Origin of the sequence: Oceanobacillus profundus (assembly GCF_003515705.1) — a bacterium.
GTDB lineage: Bacteria > Bacillota > Bacilli > Bacillales > Amphibacillaceae > Oceanobacillus > Oceanobacillus profundus.
Map to the genome: position 1 here is coordinate 20,867 of NZ_QWEH01000001.1, position 22,475 is coordinate 43,341.

The window sequence follows — 22,475 nt, forward strand, 5'->3', positions numbered from 1 at the left end:
CATCTCCCGCTACTAAGACACCATACCCAAAATTAACGCACCATCCCCCGTTGCTAAGACACCATACCCAAAATTAACGCACCATCTCCCGCTACTAAGACACCATTCTCGAAATTAACGCACCATCCCCCGTCGCTAAGACACCATCCCCAAAATTAACGCACCATCTCCCGCTACTAAGACACCATCCCCAAAATTAACGCACCATCTCCCGCTACTAAGACACCATCCCCAAAATTAACGCACCATCTCCCGCTACTAAGACACCATACTCGAAATTAACGCACCATCTCCCGCTACTAAGACACCATCCCCAAAATTAACGCACCATCCCCCGCCGCAAAGACACCACTCTCAAAATCAGCTCCTACCTTTACATCTATATTTCAATTCTATTAAAGCCTACAGAAGAAATACCCTGCTATGCGTATTCTATATTAATTACACATAGGAGGCATTACAATGAAATACTTAACACTAATCACACTAGTAACTTTAGGATTAATCTTATTTACGAACGAAGTACATGCAAGCAGTCAGTATACGGTGCAATCAGGAGATGTTTTATCCGAGATTTCAAGGAATCATAATGTAAGTGTGGATTCATTGCTTGAATTTAACACTTTTCTTTCAGACCCAGATATCATTTATGCGGGTCAGACGCTTACCATTCCAGATGCAAAGGGAGAGACGTTTACAGTAACTGCTTATACAGCAGGCTATGAATCTACTGGAAAAGAACATGGAGATCCAGGATATGGTATTACAGCATCCGGTACGGAAGTGCAGGAGGGTCAAACAATCGCCTGTCCAGATTCATTATCATTCGGAACCAAGTTGTATATTCCTTATTTTGATAAAACATTTACATGTGAAGATAGAGGAAGTGCTGTTACTGAAGGTCGATTGGATGTATATATGGAAGATTTAGATGAAGCATTAGAGTTTGGCGTTAAAGATTTACAAGTACACTATTAGATTAACAGTTGGGGAGAAGTAGACTTTTCCATTTAGTGATGGTGAACATTTCTTAATTTAAAAAATTCATCATTTAGGAGTTGGAATTAAGCTGACTTGGCTTCATAAGCCTCGTCAACTTTTTTATGTTAAAAAGGGCAGGGGAATGACAACAATTGCCTGAGCAGGCATCAGAATCTGTTGGAAATGCTTGATGAACGAATGTTTACAGCTATCCAATTGAACCAGTGCTGCCCATACCCTTTTTAATCCTTGCTCCATATCCGTGTGTTGAGATTCAAGTCATTAATGATACGGAAGAATAATATCAAATCATCATAAACAAGCTTAGACTGCTTTTCCATTGAGTCAAAAATACTCGGTTCGAAATAGTCCTTTTTATTGTATAAAAATAAACTGATAAATCGTTTTTTAAAAGCTATATCAATTGGGTTTCGATTTCTTTTTCGAAATGCAACTAAATCTTCCATTAAGTTGGCCGAAAGAATGTAGCGTGCTTCGAATTCACTTGTCGTTCGTACTTTAAAGTACTTATTGAATTCATCATTTTCCATTTTAATCGTAATTAATTTCTTTCCGCTCAGCATACGGTGGAAATGGTGCCTGAAATAACGCTTTAGATGCTGGAAACTAAAAAGCTTTCTATCACGTAAGACGGTATGCCCTTTAAAATGTTTATGGAAGTCTGCAAGATACAGGACGCCTTGATATCTTGTTTTTAACTTCGTATTTGATCTTCCTCTATAGTCCCTTACTTGTTTGAAGAGCTTTAGTTCAGAGAAATAGAAATCAGTAGAGCCTATTTTACCCTTTATTAAATCTTCACCAGATACGCGATCAATCCGATTTAAATAGAATAAGCCAGATTCACCAATTAAGAGATTATTAATTTTACCTTGGCTGGAGTATCCCCATTTCATCTCATAATTAGGGTTATCCTCTGGCAGGTTAGCAGTTTCAAATAACGCTTTTAACAGACTCCTTACTACTTTGCGTTTAAAGGCCATACGAAACGTTCCTAGTGTTTTAAAGAAACTAACAATACTTGCTATCGTTCCGAAGAAAAAAATAAAAGCAGCCAGCCATTGGATACCTGCGTTAGGAATAGAGAGGCCAAAAATAGCAGGGATGATAATACTAGCAAAAAGGAAAATCCAGCCAAATATGTACTTTAGTAACGTTTTGAATCTGATTTTATTCATTTCATTTATATCATCTTTTAATAGATAAGAGATTTCATCATAGCTAGAAAACATGTGGTTAACCCCTTAGAATTTTGGCTATATCAACATCTTGCTTTTTGCTGTTATCAATGTGCAATAGCTCTCTTTTTTCTAGTTTCATGAAGAATTTAAATAGATTTGTAGGAAACTGCTGCAACATGGTATTGAATTTCGCAACCCTTGCGTTAAAGGTTCTTCTCGATGCAGCCAGCCTTTCTTCCAGTTCATTAATACTTTTCTGTAAGTGCAGATAATTTTCATTTGCCTTTAATTCCGGATAATTTTCGACTTGAACTTGTAAACCACTTACAAGTCTTGATAGTTCATTTGACGTTTTTACTTTTTCATTCTCATTTTGGTTGTCAAATTGACTGCGGAGCTTTGCTACTTCTGTATGGACTTCTTTTTCATGTTTCGTATAAGCGGCAATCGTCTCTGCTATTCTTGTGAGGGAGTCAAAACGCTGTGCTAACGTAATATCAATATGTTTAAAGGATTCTTCTATACTGTTTTTTAAGGAAATAAAACGGTTATAGGTAAATAGTGCCCATAATAAAACAAGAACGGCAATAGCTGTGCCTATCATCCACGGTTCAATGTTCAAGAAATTTCAGCTCCTTTTTTACTATTTACAACTATTATATAGTTATCGTTTTGTACTATCCAGTTACTTTTGATTCATATCTAACACAAGATAAGTATCTCATTGCACAGTATGATGATTGACAAAGGGAGAGCAGCAAACCCTGTCAAAGGTAGTAAGGGATGTGTCGCTGATTCCGATGTGTAATAGATGCTTTTTAAGGGATGAAACTAACTGGTTCTGTTTCCTGTCACAATTTCTCCAATTTAATGTTTATTCCTATGAATACCGGGAAGGAAATTAATAACAAATCTTTATAAAAGTGAAGCGTAATAATGAGAAAGTTTGTTGTAGGTTTACTAGCCCGTACTCTACTTCTAGATGTAAATTTCGGTTTTACAACTAATGCATAAACTGCGACAGGAGATCCGGATAGCAAGAAAAAGAAGGAATGGTTACTTACGATGTATATGAAATCAATTATTATTTCTCACCAAGCAAAACTAAAGAAATCGTTCAACATTATGAAGACAGAGATAACACGACAAACCAAGTTATGAGATATATTGAAAGTTCCCATCCAGTTGTAGGTTTTATGCTTTTGGCTGGGAGCATTTTCATCTGCTGATATGATAAACTTTTCCAATTTGCTGAAGCATAAGGTAAAGGAGTTAGAACAAAATATGAATATTGGAAAGGAAACATTATCAAAATTTAAATTTAAACTAAAACAAATCATTATTCTTTTGTTTTTTGTTGCAATAGCAGTAACTTTTAGAATTACGTTAGGGTTCTCACCTCTAGTAGATAATCTTGTTATGATTTTCTTTATCTTATTAGGGTGTTGGTTCACTTACCAAAATTATAAAAAAAAAGAGACAGAGACTAAACGTCACGGAATTGAATGAAAAAATAAGTGTGCTATACAGCATACTTATTTTTTTATTTCAAAAGGTATTCATTACTGTTTAATAAAGCCTTAACATGGTCCTTTACTTCATCCGTTGCTTTTTCATAATCAAAATAGTCTCCAAGGAGTACCCTGAATTATAAGCTCCTCCGATTAATCTGCAACGGTGAATACTTTGATAGGTCTATGAAGGAAAGGTTGAGAATATCCCGTTTATTCCTGTCTGATTTAGGGGACACAACTTATAAATGCTGATAGAAGGATGTGAACCAAATGAAGGCCGTAACATTTCAAGGTGAAAAAGCGATGGAAACAAAAAATGTTGATGACCCGAAAATTCAGGAAAACAGTGATATGATCGTACGAATTACCGCGAGCGGCATCTGCGGATCAGATCTTCACTTATATCATGGCGGAATTGTCCCGAAAGAGGATTACGTCGTTGGACATGAGCCAATGGGTATTGTCGAGGAAGTTGGTTCAGATGTGAAAAATCTCAAAAAAGGTGACCGTGTCGTAATTCCTTTTAATATTGGGTGTGGAGAATGCTTCTTCTGTAATAATCAGATGGAGAGTCAATGCGATAATTCCAATCCACATGGTGAGCCAGGTGGATTATTCGGATTCGCTGATGATTTCGGTAATCACCCTGGTGGTCAAGCAGAATATTTACGTGTTCCGTATGCCGATTTTACGTCCTTTAAAGTTCCGAAAAATAGTGAATTGGATGATGAGCAGGTATTATTCTTATCGGATGTCATCCCGACTGCGTATTGGAGCGTGGAGCATGGGGGCGTCAAAGAAGGGGACACGGTAATAATTTTAGGGAGTGGTCCAATCGGGCTCATGGCTCAAAAATTCGCTTGGCTGAAAGGCGCAAAGCGTGTTATTACCGTCGACCAGGTAGAGCACCGACTAGACCATGCGAAGAAAACGAATAATGTGGAAACGTATAACTTTAAAGAAAACGAAAACATCGGCGAACTTTTGCATGAAGAAACAAAAGGTGGAGCAGACGTCGTGATTGATTGTGTTGGGATGGATGGTACAGTTCCGCCAAACACAGAATTCGGATCAAAAGGCGATAATCAATTCGGAACCATCAGTCCAATCATTACCGCATCGCAAGCTGTACGGAAGTTCGGAACGGTCCAAATAACCGGTGTTTATGGTACAGAGGCAAATGGCTTCCCACTAGGCGACTTTTTCACTCGAAATGTTTCATTGAAAATGGGACAAGCTCCTGTGATTAACATTATGCCAAAACTGTATGACATGATTGAGAATAAAGAGTTTGATCCAACAGATATTATTACACATCGCGTTAATTTGGATGATGCTGCAATAGCTTATGATATTTTTGATAAGAAAGAGGATGAATCCATTAAGGTGATTTTCAAGCCTTAATATTAATGAAACAAATAGATGTAATATAAAATGGTCCACAGGGATGAGCCGTGGACCATTTTATATTACCGAACAACAATAGATATCATCACCATAATATATACATTCACCACGAACAAGCAGCTTATCAGAAAAGTTACCACTATCGATGCCTTTTTGTAAATCGATAATAATATTAATCCTACTAATAATAGAGCTAGGAAAAAGAAATAAACGATATCTAGGTTGATCGTCAAGCCGACGGTGCTGCTGGAATCAATGATGCCGCCATGAAATAACTGGAATAAAGGTGATATTGCATCATCCGTTAAATAATTTCCGTGAGGAGGGGATTGCTGGGTGAAAAAAGCTGTCATCGCAAAAATGACAAATAAAACAATACCCTCTAAACGAATCCATGGAATTGGATTAAACGCAGCATCTTTTGACAGGAAATATTTCACAACCAAGCCGTTTAATAAGGCATAGAAAACGAGTGGAATCAAGAATAGGTGTTTGATTAATAATCCTTGTCCATACGAAACCATCCATGAATCTGTATACCCATCGACCATGACATCCATCAGTAGGATCCCGCTAAGTCCTGTAGCAACTAAACAGCCGATAGCGACCTTGGAAAACCAGCTTAAAAATGTAAGCCAATTATCATGGTTGGTTGCAAACCAGCCGACAACAAGTACAACACCAACCCAAATGCTGATCGCAGCTAGATGGACAAAGTGGCCGGTAATTCCCTTGAATGGCTCCATAGCGCCTGCATGGCTTGACCAAGCAATGGTTAACATGAGTCCGAATGTTAATGCCAATACGATAGAAGTAGAAATACGATTTCCCATAGACCGCATTAATACAATTATGAGTACTAATAAAATAGAACCAATAAGGGTAAAGTTCCACGCGTTTCCAACCGTATAGGTTAGTAAAACGACTTTTAATGCTTCACCAAACCCTAGCCGTGGGGCGATAAATAAGGTAGTATCAAGAACCGGAATGAAAGCAAAAATCGGTACCATGATGGAGCTGATCAAAAAGTAATACGGTGCGATTTTTATGTCCGGACGATAGGTGCTTGGAATAAGCAAAAGCAGAAAACCTCCTGCTAAAACCGCAAAGCATACATATAATAGCACCTGACTAATCATTACGAGTATGTCCATTTACTATCTCTTTCTTTTCATAAATAAGATGTAGCCAACGATTGCAAGAATAGCTAAACCAACAATGACCATAATCATGGTGGAAGATGATTCTTCGCCTTCATCTATTTGTTCAGCGGATTCTGTTGCTGAATCATCTTGGGTCGTTTCTGTTTCCGCTTGTTCTTCGGGTTCTTCATCTTCAACTGTTTCTGTTTCAGCCTGTTCTTCCTCTTCCACAGCTTCAGGAACCTCGGCATCAACGGTAAATGTGAATTCACCTTCTAGTGGGTGACCATCTGCACTAATAATACTCCAATTTACTTGATATTCATCATTTGCAAGCGGCTCAGCAACCGTACCTGTTAATGTACCTTCACCGATCTCGATATCTTGTACTTCCACAGCTTCACCTGCTGTCGTTGTTACCTCTATAAAACTGCCTTGTTCAATTCCACCATCAAATTCAAGAACAATTTCTTCCAATGGCTCTGTTACAACATCGCCATCTGCTGGATTCGATCCTTGAATATGTGAGTGAGCAAACGCGCTAGTAGAAAAGCACGTTACGAGTATGACTACTATTGCCGCGCTGAATATTCGTTTCATTAACATAATTCCTCCCTTACATGTCTCAGTAACTACTTCTAAAATAGGATGCGAGTTACCTGTGTATATTATAAATCCAATGCTAAATCTTGCATAATACCTCGAAGGAGTGATTTTAACGGAAATTTGCTATAAAAGGGTGATTAAATGATAAAATATAGACACATTTTATATTTAGAAATGCGGTGAAGATATGAAGTATAACCAAATTAAATGGCTTATTTTATTTTTGCCAACGATTACAATCGCCCTTTGGGAGTATGTTCGGCATGAATTTCTCCTTTCATACATTTCCATGGACATGGGGAACTTTCTTTCTCCTATATTAGTCTTTATTGTCACGCTTGTCTTTTTGCGGCATTTATTTTCCATTTTAGAAAAAATGCAAGAAGAGTTAAGAGCGGCAAGGGCTAAGAAAGCAGCGCTTATCGAGAGGGAGAAGCTCGCAAGGGAGCTACATGACGGCATTGCCCAATCACTATTTCTATTGTCCGTTAAAATGAATAAGTTTGGCAGAAAGAATGATCTGGAGCAGGATGCTGATTTTCAAAAAATAAAGCAAACCTTACAGCATGTCCACGAGGATACACGTCAGGCGATTACAAACCTGAAATATGTACCAAATGAGGATACGTTTAGCTGGACAGAAACGATCTACCAGTATGTAACGGAGCTGAAACAACAGCATTTTATGGATGTTCAGCTGGAATGGGGAATTCCAGAAGATGCATTGTCATCGAAAGAGAAGGTAGAGCTGTTCGCCTGTGTAAAAGAAGCTGTGATGAATGTTATTAAACACGCAAAAACAAATGAGGTATGGATTGTAGCAAAGGAAATAGAAAATGGATGGATATGCCAAATTAAGGATCGGGGAATAGGATTCACAAACGATACGATTCAAGATAGTACAGGCTATGGACTTCAGATTATTCAAGATAGAACGATAGATATGGAATGGGAATTTTCGATTAATAAAATTGAGAATGAAACGATCCTGGAAATAAAAAAGGAGGGAAACTAAATGCAACCTTTTCGAATCGTAATCGTGGATGATCACGCGCATGCAAGAGAAGCCATCCGGGAAATTTTAGAGGAGCACGAAGATCTTCTTATTGTAGGAGAAGGGAAGAATGGCGAGGAAGCGATAAAGCTTACGGAAGAATTAATGCCTGACATTATTCTGATGGACATTCAAATGCCGGTGATGGATGGGCTAGAGGCGACGAAACGTATCAAGCTTCACTTCCCTTACGTCAAGATTGTGATGATTACCGTTTCGGATGATATCACCGATTTGTTTGATGCATTAAAACAAGGAGCACAGGGCTATTTATTAAAAAATATCCAGTCGGAAGCATGGGTCGATCATTTAAGAGCCTTTGCCGTAGATGAAGTCCCAATGTCTAAAGAAATAGCCTTTCAAATTCTTAAGGAATTTCCACAAAGTAAAGCAGTTACAAAGGAGAATACGCCTTTATCTACAAGGGAGTTAGAAGTGCTGCAATTGGTCGCGAAAGGGATGTCCAATCGGGAAATTTCAGATACCCTGTTTATTTCAGAGCATACGGTGAAAAGTCATCTGAAAAACATTTTGAGTAAGCTGCATTTAGATAATCGGGTGCAGCTGACGAGTTATGCGTTTCAGAAAGGGCTGATGGATTAATGGGAGATTCCTTCTGTGGGTCTGGCAATGACTGGACTAATAAGCAAGAACGAGCACAATGTCCTTATTCTGGATTTGTGCTCGATTCTTGAACAAGACAAAGGATTTCAATAGCCATCTGATATTTTTTTAAAACCATCCATGCTGCTGGACCAATACGCTATCAGAAAAAGGAATAGATAAATAAAAAAGTCATAAATAGTTGACCATCCTTTTGGGTTATAAAAATCAATCATTTCAAAAAAGTTCATGCCTATGAAAGCTCCAAGAGCACTAAATATAGCTCCTTTTAAAAGGGGATTAGCTTTTGGCTTAATTTGCAGTGTAAACATAATGGCAACAGGAGCTAAAGAAAAATGGTAGGGGAGAAATAACAATGGGCCTATAGGTGAGAATATCATTGGGTAAGACCAAAGCCCGCTCGATAAGGCAATAAGGTCAATCATTAAGGATAAAATGATGGTGATAAATCCCCCCATAAGAAGTCTGCCTGTACTTTGCCTGTTTCTAAATAAAACCCATATAAACCAAGGAATAATAAATAGTCCAATCCCAAACCACCATTGCCATGTAAACATAAAGGCGTTAATCACTGTTTCGGACATCAATCTATCCGCATCTATTAGCTGTTCATTGATCCTCTCAACTTGTTTTATACCTTCTTTAAATGTCATTCATGAACCGCCTCCATTTATACCGAACATTATTGATGTGCTTTATGAGTATCTTTTGTAATTTATTTACGTTTTATGTGTATAAAGATTTATAACGGTTTCTATACTTACGCTGATTGATTGTAATTTCAAACGATCCTTTTATACTTTCCATATCAACAAATAAAGGGTGAAAACGTGACATTTGAAGAATTTTTACCGTGGAGAGAAGATTACTCGCGAAGGTTGGCCAGACACAGAGTTATATGTGAAATTAGTTGGCGAAAGTGAAGTAGAAAAGGAGAAAAAGAGATCTAGCCCTAAATTAAAAACCCATGCAGCAATCTGTACATGGGTTTTGTGCTACTATAAAAACATTATCATAGACAATATAAACATAAATATTACACCGGATAGGATTGGAACGGAGGTTCTCTTAATAATATTAATTGGATCGACTTTCAGGGTTGCTGCAATAATTAATACTACAGCAGCGACTGGAGAAACCGATCGAAACAAGTTTCCGGCTAGTCCCATAGGAATACTAACTGCGATTGGATTAATTCCAGCGGCTTCGGCTAAAGGAACCATCAGTGGTATCATTGCAAAGAATAAAGCAATGCCACTTCCACTTAGTATTACAATTAATGCGGTAAATCCGACCAGAACCAATGGTAATACATAATCAAAGCCTTGTCCTTGGATGTTTTCCATTGATGCTTGCAGTGTGTCAATCAGCCCAATAGACTGCAAACCTGCAACAAATACTGAAGCAGCTACTAAGAGAACCACAACTGAAATCATACTGCCCATACCTGTAAAGAATTTTTCCGTATTGGATAACACATCTTTACTATTTTTATTGCGAATAAGCTCACAAATGATTGCTAAGATAAATGAGATTAATACTGCAATTTCAACACTAATTGAAACAGATATCTGGGTTGTGAGGTCTAATATAAATGATACCAATAAAATAATAATTGGGAATACTGGCAAGATAGCATAGACGGTTTTAAATAATATACTGCCTTCTATTTCCTTGAAATCTTCTAATTTAACCTCTTTAGCAGATTCTGTAATCTCAGCTTTTTTATCCATTCTCTTTTGCCAGAAGTAGTGAACGATCGCCATGAATAATATGGTTGGCAATGAAACAATGGCATGGTAGCTAAAAACATATTGTGTAACCGTTAAATCACTAAATGCTGCATATTTCGCTAACTCCTCTGCAATTGCCACATTATCACTTCCAAGTGGAGTAGGAATGATTGTTGCAGAAGTAGCTATAACTGCTGCTATACTAAGAGTAGACATGCCTGCATTTTTCATTACCGGATAAAGTGTGGCTAATAATAAGATAGCTAGTGTAGAAGCACTCGGTATAACCAAGGATAAAACGTTACCTAATAAAAATATAATAGGAACTAGCAGATAGACAGATTTTATTTTGCTAACTGGTTTTGTTAACATTTGAACGGTTAAATCGTTAGCTCCGATTGATGACATATAGGCTGTATATCCACCTAGTATTAAAATAATTAGCCCTGCTGAGGACAATGTTGACTTGAATTGCTGCACAACAACTTGCAAAGGGTCTAAGAGTGCAGATCCGGTCGGGGTAAAGTCACTAAATACAATCTCGTTACCCATTACGATACTAATTAATAGTAAAATGATACCCATAAGAAATAAGGGGATTTTAATGTCCATTTTCTTAATAAGCATATAAACAATTACTGCAACCGCTAACAAAGCTGAGCTATACATGATAAGGTTGTCCAACATCGATGATTCCTCCCTGAAAAATGGATAAATGCTTACTTACATTTTCTTAAATTTTCCATTAACCACTTTTTAAACGCAGGTGCATTAATATCTACACAAACTTTTACATTGCTTTCTTGCTTCATATAACCTTTTAAATCTACTATTGTAGCTCCTTTTGTCAATCCGCCGTTCAATTCAACATCTACGTAGGTATCTACAGTTGTAAATAAATCTGGTTTTAATAGATAGGCTACTGCACAACTATCATACATTTTTAGTCCGCTATTAAAGCTACCGCCTCTATATTTTTTGAATAAATGATAAATCATATTACCAGTATCATTCATTCCTTTCAGTACTTCACTATCTTCTGGATAAACCAAGGCTTTCATACCGACATCGAGTCCAGCCATCACGATTGGTAAGCCGCTTGAAAATACGATTTTCGCTGCTTCGGGATCAGCATAGATGTTAAACTCTGCCATAACAGAAGCGTTTCCGCGACCTGTCGAACCACCCATTAAGATAATTTCAGCTATGTTTTCTTTAACTTCAGGATAAAGTTTAAAAAGCAGAGCAATATTTGTTAAAGGGCCGATTGGAAGGAGCGTGATTTTCTCCTTACTACTCATAATTTCTTTATACATAGCATTTACGGCGTGCTCGTCCAATAATAAACTTTCATCAGGTTCTTCAAAGTTGTAGCCATCCATCCCTGTTTCACCGTGAATATCACTTGCATCAACTGGATCTACGATTAATGGCGTGGAGGCACCTTTGGCAACAGGGATTTCTTTATCAAAAAACTTTAGAAGTCGTAACATATTATAGGTTACTTTTTCAAGACTCACATTTCCATTAACAGTTGTAATTAAGCGGACATCCAGTTCCTCGCTAAATAATGCTATTGCTAATGCCACCGCATCATCAATTCCTGGATCTGTATCAATAATTATAGGTTTTTTATTCATATTCGTTCCTCCTCGTTTTTGCTTTTTCAATAAAGGTTATAATTTCCTTCCTATCGGGAATACCACCTTGGGCACCAAATCGTTCTACAGATAAAGCTGCTGCTGCATTAGCAAACAGAATTGATTGATCTAAATCTCCTGTTCTAGCTAACTCTGTTGCCAGAGCACCGTTAAAAGTATCTCCAGCCCCAGTTGTGTCTTTGACATTTACCTTAAATCCAGGTATAGTTTTCGGTTCTCCAGACTTTGATATGAATTCAACTCCATGCTCTCCTTTGGTTATAATCATTTTTTCTTTAATTGATTCTGTTAATGGCATTTCAGATAGTGATACAGATTCAACTTCATTTGGTGTTAGATACGTTACTTTTTCTAATATGTCTTCTGGTATAAATTGAAACGGTGCAGGATTGAGAATAACAGGTATTTTATGTTTATAAGCAAATTCAACAGTATATTGCACAGTTTCCATTGGTATTTCAAGTTGTAATAGAATAATGTCACTAGCTATAATTACGTCTTGAGCTTCATCAAGTATTTTGGGATTCACTTTTGAATTAGCACCTGGAGAAACAATAATTCGGTTGTCATTTTCCGAGACTGTTATTGCTGCAACTCCCGTAGAAATGTCTGGTACAATACTAATCCCTTTTTGGCTAATACCTTCTGATTTGAAATGTTCTAGAAGGGCTTTCCCAAAGGTATCGTTTCCAACTGCACCAATCATCGATACATCTGCCCCTAGTCTAGCGGATGTTACTGCCTGATTCGCCCCTTTTCCACCGGGAAAAGTTTCAAATCTCTCTCCTAATACAGTTTCACCTTTCTTAGGTATTTTTTTAGTTGTAGTCACTAAATCCATATTAATGCTTCCTATAACGCAAACGCGGGGATGACTGTTCATCATCTTAGCTCCTTTTCATGTTGATTCTCTAGTAGTTAATTTAACCTTGTGCTCTTCTGATTTAATAACTGTATTAGGATGTTCAATCTTTTGAATAAGTATCTCAGCTGCTCTTTTCCCAATACTATAAATCGGTTGTGCCATAGTAGTTAGAGAAGGAGATGTGATGTTTCCCAGCTCTATCCCGTCAAATCCAATAACGGATAACTCATTTGGTATCTTAATCTTTAACGATTCAGCAGCCTTTAACACACCAACACCCATTAAATCATTTGCTACAAAAATTCCGTCTATTTCAGGATTCCTCTTTAACAAATTCTTTGTTGCTTCAAAAGCTTCATTCACAGCATAATTTCCTACACATATGAAGTCACTATGGAACCATTCTTCATCCCTAACTTCGTCTAAATAACCTTTAAATCGTTCTCTGGCATTACTTATATTCTCAGGGCCAGAAACGTGAGCGATTCGTTTGCAGCCTTGATTTTTTAAATATTGAACTGCCTGTCTGGCTCCTTCATAGTTATTTACGGTAACAGAAATTAAATCGGGATTGATCTTTCGGTCAAGTGCTATCACTGGGACTTTCATATCTTTAACTTGATTTGTTGTCATCGTACTTGAAACTAGAATGATGCCATCAATAGATTTTTGCAAAAGAGCATTAAGGTAAGCTATTTCTTTATCATTCTGATTATCTGTATTACATAAAATAAATGTGTAGCCATGCTTATTGGAAATGTCTTCCACAGCTCGAGCTAATTCAGGGAAGAAGGGGTTCATAATGTCAGGAACAAACAAAGCAATCATCTTTGATTTACCTTTGAAAAGACTGCGGGCAACATCATTTGGACGATAGTTCAATTGCTCAATCGCCTGTCGAACTCTTTGCATGGTGCTTTCATTAACATAACCATTTTTATTTATCACTCGAGATACTGTTGCTACTGAAACATTTGCTAATTTAGCAACATCTCTAATAGTTGCCATAAGCATACTCCTTTTTAAGTAATATATGTAACGGGTTACATGCCGGATAAAAATAAAAAACGGAATGTGTAACCCGTTACATAAATAATAAAGCGATTTCATTATAAAGTCAATAGGAAATAAAAGATAATTTCATCATTTAATTGCTATAACAATGATTTTCTATATTAGATGTAATCAAAATGCGAGATTAAACAGTATAAAAAAGGTTTTGCAACCAAAACTAAAAAGAAAAGGAAGGGGAACCTCAGATTGGAATGGCATTTATTATGTTATGGAAGGCCATAATCATTATCGTTGGCGGAACATTTTTATTACGAATTGCAGGTAGAAAATCAATCTCCCAAATGACGCTCACACAAACTGTAATCATGATTGGAATTGGTTCATTACTTATACAGCCAATAGCAGGTGAAGATATATGGAGTACGTTACTCGTTGGGCTAATCCTTGTTTTGACATTGGTTGTAATGGAGTTTCTTCAAATCAAAGGGGATGTATTCGAAAAAATTATTACAGGTAAATCGAAAGTATTAATTAATAATGGTATCTTACAAGAACAGAATTTAAAAAAGTTAAGGATGACAGTTGATCAGCTAGAAATGGAATTGCGCCAACAAGGTGTTCAACGATTGGATGATGTTCAATGGGCGACATTAGAACCGAATGGGCAGGTTGGATTAGTCTTGAAAGAAGATGTCCAGCCAGTGACAAAGAAGGAATTTAAGCAATTAACAGGCTTGATTGAGGACCTACAAAATCAGCTGCATCAACAAATACAGTACAATGAACAACCAAGACAATTAAATAGGGAACAACTATCACCCGAACAGCAAGAAACTATTTTTGCTGAATTACAAAAGAAGTCACATAAAAATACCCTACCTGAACATTTACGATAGTTGATGTCTTTCAAAGCAACCACTATAATAAGGCTATCTAATGTTGAAGGGACTGAATTATGCGCAGATGGCAATATTTTTTCATCCAACTGATTTAAAATTATTGGAGGTAAAAGTATTGAAAAAAGAACTATTCACGAAGAGGTTGCATTTACGTAAAATAAAAGTGTCCGATTCAGCAGCCTTATTTAACATCTGGACTGACGCAGATGTTACAAAATTCATGAACATTTCTCGTTTTACAAATGAAACACAGGCAAAAGAAATGATTGAATTACTCGATGAATTATCTCAGACAAACCAAGCGATCCGCTACATTATGATCGATTTAAAAACCTATGAAATTATTGGAACGTGTGGTTTTAATTCTATTGATTTCGAGAACGCCCGAGCAGAAATAGGGTATGATATTGCTAAAATCCATTGGGGGTTGGGCTATGCACCGGAAGGAATTCGGGCATTAATAAACCTTGCTTTTGGAAATTTACAGCTCAATAGAATAGAAGCAAAGGTAGAACCAGCAAATATAAATTCCATACACGTACTGCAAAAATTGAACTTCACATTTGAGGGGACATTAAGACAATACGAAAAATCAAAAGGAAACTTTGTTGATATCAATATATATTCACTGTTAAAAACAGATTTATCTTACGAATAATTATGGAAAAGTGGATTTGACATCTTCAAATCCACTTTTTTGCGCTTATTAATAAGCGGGTATTTATTTTATTGCGTCATACGCTCAAAAAATGCTTGCATTTTTTCCACATCCGTTACATGCTGATTACATTCTTGGCTATCCGCACAAATATAATTACTATGATTTTTGAACGTACCAGCGACTCGTCCTTTTACAGATGTAGTAAATAGATTAACATCGGATAGACGGTTACAAATGGAACATACCCCTTTAATTGTATTGGTAGAGAAAGTCCCCTTAATCGCTTTAAGTTGATCATCTTGTTCAATAATGACATATCTTCGGTGAGTCCCCAGATCATTCCAAGCCAAGTAACAAACCTGCTGGAAATCTATTTCTTCAAGCTTTGGCAACTTTAGCTTTTTTTCCTTTTTAAATAGGCTTTTCACTGCATTTGCAGTGACAGCTTTAAAAGGGACGACGTAAGGTTTTAATTGCTCTAAATAAGCTTCACCTTGTTCACGACTAGTCACATTGGAAACCTGCCTGATTAGCTGTTCTTCTGCCTCAGAAAGCATTAATGTTGCTGTAATATCACCATCAACAATATCACGAACAGCAGAGATGACATCTTTATCTTTCGTTGTTGCAAGTGCTTGTAGAATTTTATGCATTTGCTGCTCGATAAAATGATAGTTTGCGACTGTTAAAAACGGCTGAATTGTTTGTTTTTCCATTTGAAATCACTCCATTGTAGTAGGCTTTATATATAGGTATAGGCCTAAAGAGATCATTCATTATTTATCATCGTTTCCTAGACCTCTTTGACCTGTAAAGGTTGTGGTCTAGAGTAAGCATTACAAAAGAATGCGTCCATTTTGATGCCTCCTTGGAAAGAAAACTATTATTAGTATAGCATCTTTTCGAAATTTGTTGAATAAGAAGAAAGCTTAACTTCATTTGTAATATGATATATAGCTGACATTTACAAATTGAGCGCAAGACAAGGAAATATATTACTCGATTTATAACCCGTTATCATATTGAAATACTTCTTCAGTCTGAATTCCTGCCTTAAGCCTATATACAGCTGTATTAATAGAAAATAAGTCCACTCACACTAGTAATTCAATGATTAAAACAACTGTAATAACTTTTAATTGGATTAACATCGATAATTCAAACTCTCTTTACATTCATAGATTAGGATAGGAGTGTAACAAAATAAAACGAGGAGGTATTCAAAATGAAAAAGTGGAAGAAGCATGCTATTCCATCAATCGCTGTTGTAATGATTGGAACTGCAGCAACTGGTATGACTGTGTCGGCTGATTCGGATGATCGCTATGAGGAATTGCAGGAAGTCAATATAACGGTAGAGGAAAGTAAAGAGATTGCATTAACAAGAGTACCTGGAACGGTAGAAGAAGTTGAATTGGAAGATGAGGATGGCTACCTTTTCTATGAAGTGGAAGTAGATGCAAGAGATGGAAATGAATATGAGATCTTAATTGATGCAGAAACAGGAGATGTAATTGCTGTTGAGAGTGAAGACGAAGATGATCGTGACGATGATGACAACGGCGATGGAGACGACGAAGAAGATGACGATAATGAACATGATGATGATTAAGTTGCAGCGCTAAAAATTAAAGCTTTTCAGAAGTCCTCTATGTGGTAGAGGGCTTCTTGATGTGCCAATACATACATTAAATTTAAAATTTACAAGAAAATAATATTCATAATCTTTTATATTGGTTGAATAATCTCCTGCGTTCATTATAATAATAATGAGAGGCACCAATTCTAGTGCGTACAGTTTGATAGAAGAAAACCAAATACGAAAAATGGAGGCTGCTATGGGGAGATTAATTCATTTCGAAATTCATGTGGATGATATGGAAAGAGCGAAGAAGTTTTATGGTGAGGTATTCGGATGGACATTTGAAGATTGGAGTGACTATGCTGGGATGCCTTACTTCGGAGCAGTGACTGGCGATGATAATGAACTTGGTATTAATGGAGCTTTGATGCAGCGTCAAAGTGCTTCGCCAGAAATCAACCAGGCTTTGAATGCTTATGCTTGTACAATGGGTGTTGAAGATTATGATTCAACGGATACGAAAATTATTAATAATGGAGGCAAGGTAGCAAGGCCAAAGCATGCCCTTCCCGGTATGGCATGGCAAGGCTACTATCATGATACGGAGGGAAATATATTTGGAATCCATCAACCAGATGAGAATGCCAAGTAGCATCTATTCGTAATAACCCTAGTAAGCCTTTTGCTTTGTATGTAATGATACTGGGCAAAAGGCTTTTTTATTTACTGTATTTCTATCGATGTTGATCTACAAGGATCTGATTTCCGTCTGGATCTTCAATGGTGAAATGTGCAGGCCCTTCACTTGCCTCGTCGGCTTCGGTTGTCAATTTTATCCCTTTTTCCTTAAGCTGCTTCTGAAGCTCTCGGACGTCTGTAAATGAATCGAGATTTTTTGCATTTTGATCCCAACCAGGATTAAAGGTTAAAATATTCTTCTCAAACATGCCCTGAAAAAGTCCGATTACGCAATCTCCATTTTTCATAATAAGCCAATTTTGTGTAATATCCCCACCGAGTGTTTTAAATCCAAGATTCTCGTAAAAGGATTTTGATACTTGAATGTCTTTAACCGTTAAACTTACAGAAAATGCGCCTAGCTTCATACTTTTTCCTCCTCTTTTGTTCCTTAAATACATAGACGAAACCTTTTGATAATTTTAGTATAAGTGATTGATTTGAAACAAACAAGATTTACCAAATTACGAGAGAAAACGTACCAGGGGGGATCCTTAAAATCTTTATATGGACGTGTTATACTTCTAATAGCTGATTCTTAAATGAAAGAGTGGGTATCTTGATGACAATTATCAACAAGTTAAATTTAAATAAATACGTAAACATGGCTGTTCTTGGCGAGCCGGACGATTATGCTATTTTTGATGGATACAAAACGACATTGGCTGGAGAACATGATGCGATTTTTGTCTTTGTAGAAACAATTGACGAGATGGTAGAGCATACACGATGTATCATTAAAGAAGAGCAATTACTCGAAAAAGGCTACTTGTTTTTTGCGTATCCGAAAAAGGGAAATAAGCGCTATGAAAGCTTTGTGCATCGGGATGAAATCTTTCCTGCTTTGAAAGTGGACGAAGATGGATATGCGGAAAACAGCGATTTGAAATTTTCTCGGATGGTAAGTATGGATGATGTGTTTACTGTTGTAGGGTTAAAACGAGACAAAAAGAGCACTAAAAAGACTTCTGCTGCAAGTCAGTGTGTAGCAGATTATAAGGATAATGTGAAAGACATAGAAAGAATTTTAGGAGATTATCCAAATGAACTCCAGTTTTACAAGGGGTTAACCCCGGGTTATCAAAAAGATTGGGCTCGCTATATCTTTTCTACGAAGCAACAGAAAACACGGGATAAACGCCAAGCGCAAATGGTTGATATCTTATCTCAAGGGTATAAGTCGATTGATTTATTTCGATTGAAAAAGAATTAGGAATAGGGGACAGTGGATCTGTCCCCGCTGTCCATTTAGCCATTATTCTAATCATCAGCCTCAATTAGAAAGGTTTTTTCATCAAAGCCTCCACGTTTAGCTGCTTTATCAGCCCGGATTTGTTCTAATTCATCAAAAGAAGCTCCGTGTATACCTAGAAGGGAATGGACTAATTCCAAAATATCCGCCAGTTCTTCCAACTCTTCTTCCTTCGTTGAAGCACTCTGATATTCTCCTACTTCCTCACTTAATTTTTTCTTGAGTTCAAGAATATAACGATCATGATTTAGTGTTTCTGTTTTTAGGTCCTTGCCAGCGTTTTTTAAGATTTCAGGGATTCGGTCTCGAACTAGTTTGTTGTATGTTGGCATGTGAGCACTCCTTTGTTAGTTTAATATTTTTACCTGGGGACTTTCCCTTAACACGTCGCTCTGCATACTGGAAATTGATCAATTTCAACTGTACGTTTTGAGGAATTGTAAATCACTGCTAGATTCATTAATTATTGCATTCCCTTTCATTTTAATTACAAAACTTTAGGGTGAATTTAAGATAATTATAGAAGTTTGCCAGTATGGAAAGGGGATAACTAGAGGGAGGGTGTCCATGAACAAGAAATGGGGACAGGTAAACGGACCCTGCCCCCTTCATATATTACAGCTTGGAACAATCTATACCCAACTGACTCTGCTATAAATTAAATAGATTTGGTAAGAACAGGGAAAGCTGCGGAATAAAGGTTACAAGTAACAATACGATAATGACAGCCACAAAGTATGGAATTAATGTTCCAATAACTTGTTCAATTCTTACGTTCGCTACAGATGCTCCAACAAATAAGGCACTGCCAACAGGTGGTGTCATATTACCAATACAAAGGGCGAAGCATAGAATCATTCCAAAATGAACAGGATCCATTCCGAACGTTTCTGCAACCGGCAAAAAGATAGGAGTAAAGATCAGTACTGCTGGCGTAATATCCATAAAGGTCCCTACTAAAAGCAGAATTAGAATCATAATTAAGAGAATCCCAATTTGATTTTCTGTTATGGATAATAATGCGTTACTAATAGCCTCTGGTAAGCCTAAATACGACATGACAAGTGAGAATAAAGCAGATGACGTAATAAGGAAAAGAATCATCCCCGTTATTTCAATGGTTTCCTTTAGTATAGCTGGGATATCCCTCCATTTCAGCCCCTTATAAATAATTGCTAGTATCGTGGAATAGAGAACGGCAACTGCTGCGCCTTCTGTAGCGGTGAATATTCCGGCAACTATACCACCAATTACAATGACAATTAAAAAGAGACTAGGGATAGCGCTACCAATTATATATAAAATATCTTTAATGCTAGGTAATGTAGAAACAGGGTAATTTTCTTTTTTTGCCATGAAATAGGCAACAATCATAACTGCTATACCCCATAGAATACCTGGGATGTACCCAGCCATAAATAATGCAGCAACTGAAGTTCCGCCACTGACGAGTGAATAAACAATTACGACAGAGCTTGGTGGAATAATCAACCCTGTTGGAGCGGATGCGATATTAACAGCTGCTGAGTATGTCTTCTTGTATCCTTGCTTTTCTTGCATTGGACCCATAATCCGTCCCATTGCCGCTGCGGCTGCCACACTAGAACCAGCGATGGAGCCGAATAGCATATTCCCAACAGCATTCGTATGTGCTAAAGATCCAGGCAACTTACCTACTAATACTTTAGCAAAGTTCACGAGACGAAATGCAATCCCACCGTTATTCATAATAATCCCAGCTAATACAAATAGAGGGATTGCCAGCATTGTAAAGTTATCAATTCCAGTAATCATTCGTTGGGCAGATGTCATTAATGCGACGTCAAAAGGCAGCACAGTGAAAAAAGTGATGACAGAACTTAATATAATCGCAATTGCGATGGGAGCTCCAACTAATAATAAAAGAATAAAACTTATAAAAAGAATCGTACCTGCAATCGCCATCATTATACTCCCACCTCCTGATTCTCCTTGATTTTATTGGTTAACATACCATGGATCGTGTAAAAGATGATAAATAAGCCACTTAATGGTAACGACATGTAAACAAATGCCATTGAAATCCCCGTTGCCGGAGCAGTTTGGGCAATAGTAAGCATGACGACTTTAATTCCACCATAAACCATAAGGATAGATGCAACCAATATAACTAGTGTGTCCGTTATTCTTTCGATAGAGATTTGCGTTTTAGCAGCAAATTTTTCTCTAAAGAAGAGAATAGCAATATGTTTTTTAGCTCCAAATACATAGGAAGCAGCTAATAGTCCAAACCAGATAAGCATAAATCTCGTTATTTCCTCGGTAGCTGGGGAAGGAATGCTGAGTACATACCTTGCTACCACTTGCCAAATCGAAAGCACAACCATGGCAATGATTAACAGAGAGGAGAGGCTTAGTAAGAGCTTGTCGACCCATTTTTTTGCTTTATTCATCTTGTTTCGCCTCCTGTATTAATTGGTAAATTTCCTTTGTCTTTTCGTCCTTAGCAAACTGTTCGTGAAGCGGTTGCACAGCATCGATAAATGGGGTTTTATCCACTTCAATAAAATTAACACCCATTTCATCCTTTGCTATCTCTGTTTGTTCTTCAATGGTTTTTGCCCATACATCTTCATGATATAGCGTGGATTCCTGAGCAGCTTCTTTAATAACCTGTTGATGGTCATCGGATAATTGATTAAATTTAGTTGCATTCATGATAAACATGTCAGGTACAATTTGATGGCCAGTATACATAAAGTATTTTGCAACCTCACCATGGTTGTTTCCTACTAATGCGGTTTCATTATTTTCAGCTGCATCGATAACACCAGATTGTATAGCGGTATACACTTCACCATAATCCATTGCTGTTGGGATCCCGCCAAAAGCATTAATCATTTGAACGCTCGTTTGACTGGGTTGTACCCGCACTTTCAGACCTCTCATGTCGTTCACATCATGTACTTCTCTATCTTTCGTATAAAGGTGTCTTTGTCCTGCATTATAATAAGTTAACGCGATAAAGCCTATATCTTCTGTTTGGTTATACAATTTATCTGTTACTTTTTCATTATTCATGACTTTTTCATAGGTCTCGTAATCTTCAAAGATATATGGAAGGCTAAAAATCGAATAATCGGATTCAAACCCTTCTAATTGACTTGCGCTCACTTTCGCTAAATCAACCGCACCGGTTTGTGTTAATTCAATTACTTCTCGTTCACTGCCTAATTGCGCATTTGGGTAAATTTTTACCTTTATTTCCTCGCTGGATTTTTCTTCTACAAGTCTCGCAAATTCTGCTAGCGATAAATGGACGGGGTGTTCAAGCGGTAAGTTATGCGCTAGTTTCAGTTCAATAGCTTTAGTTTGATCAGAATCACCTTGACATCCTGCAAGTATAAACAATAGTAATACTGTAAATAACGTAATGACAGATTTCTTCACCATATACCCTCCCTGGATTTTTTCGTGTTGTTTGTGTTCTAATGAACGGTTTTCTCACGCTTTTCTCACGCTTTTATTGGTTGAGATTACGAAAGCGATAACATTTATAGT

25 protein-coding genes are annotated in these 22,475 nt (G+C 37.1%); 10 read left to right on the top strand and 15 right to left on the bottom strand.

Translation table 11 applies throughout. The features are described 5' to 3' along the window. Window positions 1–462 precede the first annotated feature (462 nt). Window positions 463–978 carry a LysM peptidoglycan-binding domain-containing protein gene (locus D1B32_RS00080; protein ID WP_118888272.1) on the top strand — a complete coding sequence of 172 codons (516 nt, stop codon included), beginning with the start codon at window positions 463–465 and terminating at the stop codon, window positions 976–978. A 245-nt stretch (window positions 979–1,223) separates the two neighbouring features. Here D1B32_RS00080 and D1B32_RS00085 read toward each other — a convergent pair whose 3' ends face one another. Both D1B32_RS00085 and D1B32_RS00090 read right to left on the bottom strand, forming a co-directional pair. Next, window positions 1,224–2,234, bottom strand: coding sequence for a DUF3137 domain-containing protein (locus D1B32_RS00085; RefSeq protein WP_118888273.1), 1,011 nt, complete (start codon window positions 2,232–2,234; stop codon window positions 1,224–1,226). Window positions 2,235–2,238: 4 nt separating this feature from the next. Further along, window positions 2,239–2,805 carry a LemA family protein gene (locus D1B32_RS00090; protein ID WP_118888274.1) on the bottom strand — a complete coding sequence of 189 codons (567 nt, stop codon included), beginning with the start codon at window positions 2,803–2,805 and terminating at the stop codon, window positions 2,239–2,241. A gap of 662 nt (window positions 2,806–3,467) precedes the next feature. Here D1B32_RS00090 and D1B32_RS00095 point away from each other — a divergent pair. Beyond that, on the top strand, window positions 3,468–3,692 hold the full coding sequence (locus D1B32_RS00095) for a hypothetical protein (protein WP_095310257.1): 225 nt from the start codon (window positions 3,468–3,470) through the stop codon (window positions 3,690–3,692). 275 nt (window positions 3,693–3,967) lie between these two features. After that, window positions 3,968–5,101 (top strand): zinc-dependent alcohol dehydrogenase, encoded by a 1,134-nt coding sequence (locus D1B32_RS00100; RefSeq protein ID WP_095310259.1) that lies wholly within the window; start codon window positions 3,968–3,970, stop codon window positions 5,099–5,101. Window positions 5,102–5,166: 65 nt separating this feature from the next. Here the strand turns inward: D1B32_RS00100 and D1B32_RS00105 are convergent, their stop codons facing one another. Both D1B32_RS00105 and D1B32_RS00110 read right to left on the bottom strand, forming a co-directional pair. Then, window positions 5,167–6,258 (bottom strand): CopD family protein, encoded by a 1,092-nt coding sequence (locus D1B32_RS00105; protein WP_095310260.1) that lies wholly within the window; start codon window positions 6,256–6,258, stop codon window positions 5,167–5,169. A gap of 3 nt (window positions 6,259–6,261) precedes the next feature. Continuing rightward, window positions 6,262–6,846, bottom strand: coding sequence for a copper resistance protein CopC (locus D1B32_RS00110; protein WP_158586180.1), 585 nt, complete (start codon window positions 6,844–6,846; stop codon window positions 6,262–6,264). Window positions 6,847–7,039: 193 nt separating this feature from the next. Between D1B32_RS00110 and D1B32_RS00115 the strand changes: the two genes are divergently transcribed. Beyond that, entirely contained in the window at window positions 7,040–7,867 is an 828-nt protein-coding gene (locus tag D1B32_RS00115; RefSeq protein ID WP_095310264.1) for a sensor histidine kinase, read from the top strand. Next, window positions 7,868–8,509: a response regulator gene (locus D1B32_RS00120; RefSeq protein WP_095310265.1), complete on the top strand. Its 642-nt coding sequence runs from the start codon at window positions 7,868–7,870 to the stop codon at window positions 8,507–8,509. A gap of 107 nt (window positions 8,510–8,616) precedes the next feature. Here the strand turns inward: D1B32_RS00120 and D1B32_RS00125 are convergent, their stop codons facing one another. From D1B32_RS00125 to D1B32_RS00150, 5 genes are all read right to left on the bottom strand, one after another. Then, a complete protein-coding gene (locus tag D1B32_RS00125; RefSeq protein WP_118888276.1) occupies window positions 8,617–9,183 on the bottom strand; it encodes a CBO0543 family protein in 567 nt (188 codons plus the stop codon). A gap of 345 nt (window positions 9,184–9,528) precedes the next feature. Further along, window positions 9,529–10,950: a C4-dicarboxylate transporter DcuC gene (dcuC, locus tag D1B32_RS00135; protein ID WP_095310268.1), complete on the bottom strand. Its 1,422-nt coding sequence runs from the start codon at window positions 10,948–10,950 to the stop codon at window positions 9,529–9,531. Between the two features lie 32 nt (window positions 10,951–10,982). Next, window positions 10,983–11,903 carry a ribonucleoside hydrolase RihC gene (gene rihC, locus D1B32_RS00140; protein WP_095310270.1) on the bottom strand — a complete coding sequence of 307 codons (921 nt, stop codon included), beginning with the start codon at window positions 11,901–11,903 and terminating at the stop codon, window positions 10,983–10,985. Beyond that, window positions 11,896–12,807 carry a ribokinase gene (rbsK, locus tag D1B32_RS00145; RefSeq protein ID WP_095310272.1) on the bottom strand — a complete coding sequence of 304 codons (912 nt, stop codon included), beginning with the start codon at window positions 12,805–12,807 and terminating at the stop codon, window positions 11,896–11,898. Before rbsK ends, rihC begins: the two co-directional genes overlap by 8 nt. Before the next feature lie 15 nt (window positions 12,808–12,822). Beyond that, window positions 12,823–13,797: a LacI family DNA-binding transcriptional regulator gene (locus D1B32_RS00150; protein ID WP_095310274.1), complete on the bottom strand. Its 975-nt coding sequence runs from the start codon at window positions 13,795–13,797 to the stop codon at window positions 12,823–12,825. 257 nt (window positions 13,798–14,054) lie between these two features. Here D1B32_RS00150 and D1B32_RS00155 point away from each other — a divergent pair, with 257 nt between their 5' ends. Beyond that, complete coding sequence (locus D1B32_RS00155; protein ID WP_118888277.1) at window positions 14,055–14,699, top strand: DUF421 domain-containing protein; 645 nt, start codon at window positions 14,055–14,057, stop codon at window positions 14,697–14,699. Between the two features lie 118 nt (window positions 14,700–14,817). Then, window positions 14,818–15,360, top strand: coding sequence for a GNAT family N-acetyltransferase (locus D1B32_RS00160; RefSeq protein WP_095310331.1), 543 nt, complete (start codon window positions 14,818–14,820; stop codon window positions 15,358–15,360). 68 nt (window positions 15,361–15,428) lie between these two features. Here the strand turns inward: D1B32_RS00160 and D1B32_RS00165 are convergent, their stop codons facing one another. After that, window positions 15,429–16,079 carry a FusB/FusC family EF-G-binding protein gene (locus D1B32_RS00165; protein WP_095310276.1) on the bottom strand — a complete coding sequence of 217 codons (651 nt, stop codon included), beginning with the start codon at window positions 16,077–16,079 and terminating at the stop codon, window positions 15,429–15,431. A gap of 509 nt (window positions 16,080–16,588) precedes the next feature. Here D1B32_RS00165 and D1B32_RS00170 point away from each other — a divergent pair. Together D1B32_RS00170 and D1B32_RS00175 are read left to right on the top strand one after the other, a co-directional pair. Next, the gene (locus D1B32_RS00170) at window positions 16,589–16,975 is read left to right on the top strand and encodes a PepSY domain-containing protein (RefSeq protein WP_118888278.1); all 387 of its coding nucleotides are present in this window, start codon (window positions 16,589–16,591) and stop codon (window positions 16,973–16,975) included. A 226-nt stretch (window positions 16,976–17,201) separates the two neighbouring features. Next, window positions 17,202–17,597, top strand: a complete 396-nt coding sequence (locus tag D1B32_RS00175; RefSeq protein ID WP_095310280.1) for a VOC family protein — start codon at window positions 17,202–17,204, stop codon at window positions 17,595–17,597. An 82-nt stretch (window positions 17,598–17,679) separates the two neighbouring features. Here the strand turns inward: D1B32_RS00175 and D1B32_RS00180 are convergent, their stop codons facing one another. Continuing rightward, the gene (locus tag D1B32_RS00180; RefSeq protein ID WP_118888279.1) at window positions 17,680–18,051 is read right to left on the bottom strand and encodes a VOC family protein; all 372 of its coding nucleotides are present in this window, start codon (window positions 18,049–18,051) and stop codon (window positions 17,680–17,682) included. 194 nt (window positions 18,052–18,245) lie between these two features. Between D1B32_RS00180 and D1B32_RS00185 the strand changes: the two genes are divergently transcribed. Then, a complete protein-coding gene (locus D1B32_RS00185; RefSeq protein ID WP_118888280.1) occupies window positions 18,246–18,896 on the top strand; it encodes a YdeI/OmpD-associated family protein in 651 nt (216 codons plus the stop codon). A gap of 47 nt (window positions 18,897–18,943) precedes the next feature. On the opposite strand, the gene D1B32_RS00190 is transcribed toward D1B32_RS00185, so the two are convergent. From D1B32_RS00190 to D1B32_RS00205, 4 genes are all read right to left on the bottom strand, one after another. After that, the gene (locus D1B32_RS00190; protein ID WP_095310284.1) at window positions 18,944–19,267 is read right to left on the bottom strand and encodes a nucleoside triphosphate pyrophosphohydrolase; all 324 of its coding nucleotides are present in this window, start codon (window positions 19,265–19,267) and stop codon (window positions 18,944–18,946) included. Window positions 19,268–19,586: 319 nt separating this feature from the next. Next, a complete protein-coding gene (locus D1B32_RS00195) occupies window positions 19,587–20,882 on the bottom strand; it encodes a TRAP transporter large permease (RefSeq protein WP_118888281.1) in 1,296 nt (431 codons plus the stop codon). Further along, complete coding sequence (locus D1B32_RS00200; protein ID WP_118888282.1) at window positions 20,882–21,367, bottom strand: TRAP transporter small permease; 486 nt, start codon at window positions 21,365–21,367, stop codon at window positions 20,882–20,884. The genes D1B32_RS00195 and D1B32_RS00200 overlap by 1 nt, the downstream gene beginning before the upstream one ends. Further along, the gene (locus D1B32_RS00205) at window positions 21,360–22,364 is read right to left on the bottom strand and encodes a TRAP transporter substrate-binding protein (RefSeq protein WP_187393119.1); all 1,005 of its coding nucleotides are present in this window, start codon (window positions 22,362–22,364) and stop codon (window positions 21,360–21,362) included. Before D1B32_RS00205 ends, D1B32_RS00200 begins: the two co-directional genes overlap by 8 nt. Window positions 22,365–22,475 lie beyond the last annotated feature (111 nt).

What these genes read in the sequence shown, in the direction of transcription:
- D1B32_RS00080 (WP_118888272.1), top strand. Translation starts at nt 463, where the DNA reads ATGAAATACTTAACACTAATCACACTAGTAACTTTAGGATTAATCTTA.
- D1B32_RS00085 (WP_118888273.1), bottom strand. Translation starts at nt 2,234, where the DNA reads ATGTTTTCTAGCTATGATGAAATCTCTTATCTATTAAAAGATGATATA.
- D1B32_RS00095 (WP_095310257.1), top strand. Translation starts at nt 3,468, where the DNA reads ATGAATATTGGAAAGGAAACATTATCAAAATTTAAATTTAAACTAAAA.
- D1B32_RS00100 (WP_095310259.1), top strand. Translation starts at nt 3,968, where the DNA reads ATGAAGGCCGTAACATTTCAAGGTGAAAAAGCGATGGAAACAAAAAAT.
- D1B32_RS00105 (WP_095310260.1), bottom strand. Translation starts at nt 6,258, where the DNA reads ATGGACATACTCGTAATGATTAGTCAGGTGCTATTATATGTATGCTTT.
- D1B32_RS00110 (WP_158586180.1), bottom strand. Translation starts at nt 6,846, where the DNA reads ATGAAACGAATATTCAGCGCGGCAATAGTAGTCATACTCGTAACGTGC.
- D1B32_RS00115 (WP_095310264.1), top strand. Translation starts at nt 7,040, where the DNA reads ATGAAGTATAACCAAATTAAATGGCTTATTTTATTTTTGCCAACGATT.
- D1B32_RS00120 (WP_095310265.1), top strand. Translation starts at nt 7,868, where the DNA reads ATGCAACCTTTTCGAATCGTAATCGTGGATGATCACGCGCATGCAAGA.
- D1B32_RS00125 (WP_118888276.1), bottom strand. Translation starts at nt 9,183, where the DNA reads ATGACATTTAAAGAAGGTATAAAACAAGTTGAGAGGATCAATGAACAG.
- dcuC (WP_095310268.1), bottom strand. Translation starts at nt 10,950, where the DNA reads ATGTTGGACAACCTTATCATGTATAGCTCAGCTTTGTTAGCGGTTGCA.
- rihC (WP_095310270.1), bottom strand. Translation starts at nt 11,903, where the DNA reads ATGAATAAAAAACCTATAATTATTGATACAGATCCAGGAATTGATGAT.
- rbsK (WP_095310272.1), bottom strand. Translation starts at nt 12,807, where the DNA reads ATGAACAGTCATCCCCGCGTTTGCGTTATAGGAAGCATTAATATGGAT.
- D1B32_RS00150 (WP_095310274.1), bottom strand. Translation starts at nt 13,797, where the DNA reads ATGGCAACTATTAGAGATGTTGCTAAATTAGCAAATGTTTCAGTAGCA.
- D1B32_RS00155 (WP_118888277.1), top strand. Translation starts at nt 14,055, where the DNA reads ATGGCATTTATTATGTTATGGAAGGCCATAATCATTATCGTTGGCGGA.
- D1B32_RS00165 (WP_095310276.1), bottom strand. Translation starts at nt 16,079, where the DNA reads ATGGAAAAACAAACAATTCAGCCGTTTTTAACAGTCGCAAACTATCAT.
- D1B32_RS00170 (WP_118888278.1), top strand. Translation starts at nt 16,589, where the DNA reads ATGAAAAAGTGGAAGAAGCATGCTATTCCATCAATCGCTGTTGTAATG.
- D1B32_RS00175 (WP_095310280.1), top strand. Translation starts at nt 17,202, where the DNA reads ATGGGGAGATTAATTCATTTCGAAATTCATGTGGATGATATGGAAAGA.
- D1B32_RS00180 (WP_118888279.1), bottom strand. Translation starts at nt 18,051, where the DNA reads ATGAAGCTAGGCGCATTTTCTGTAAGTTTAACGGTTAAAGACATTCAA.
- D1B32_RS00185 (WP_118888280.1), top strand. Translation starts at nt 18,246, where the DNA reads ATGACAATTATCAACAAGTTAAATTTAAATAAATACGTAAACATGGCT.
- D1B32_RS00190 (WP_095310284.1), bottom strand. Translation starts at nt 19,267, where the DNA reads ATGCCAACATACAACAAACTAGTTCGAGACCGAATCCCTGAAATCTTA.
- D1B32_RS00195 (WP_118888281.1), bottom strand. Translation starts at nt 20,882, where the DNA reads ATGATGGCGATTGCAGGTACGATTCTTTTTATAAGTTTTATTCTTTTA.
- D1B32_RS00200 (WP_118888282.1), bottom strand. Translation starts at nt 21,367, where the DNA reads ATGAATAAAGCAAAAAAATGGGTCGACAAGCTCTTACTAAGCCTCTCC.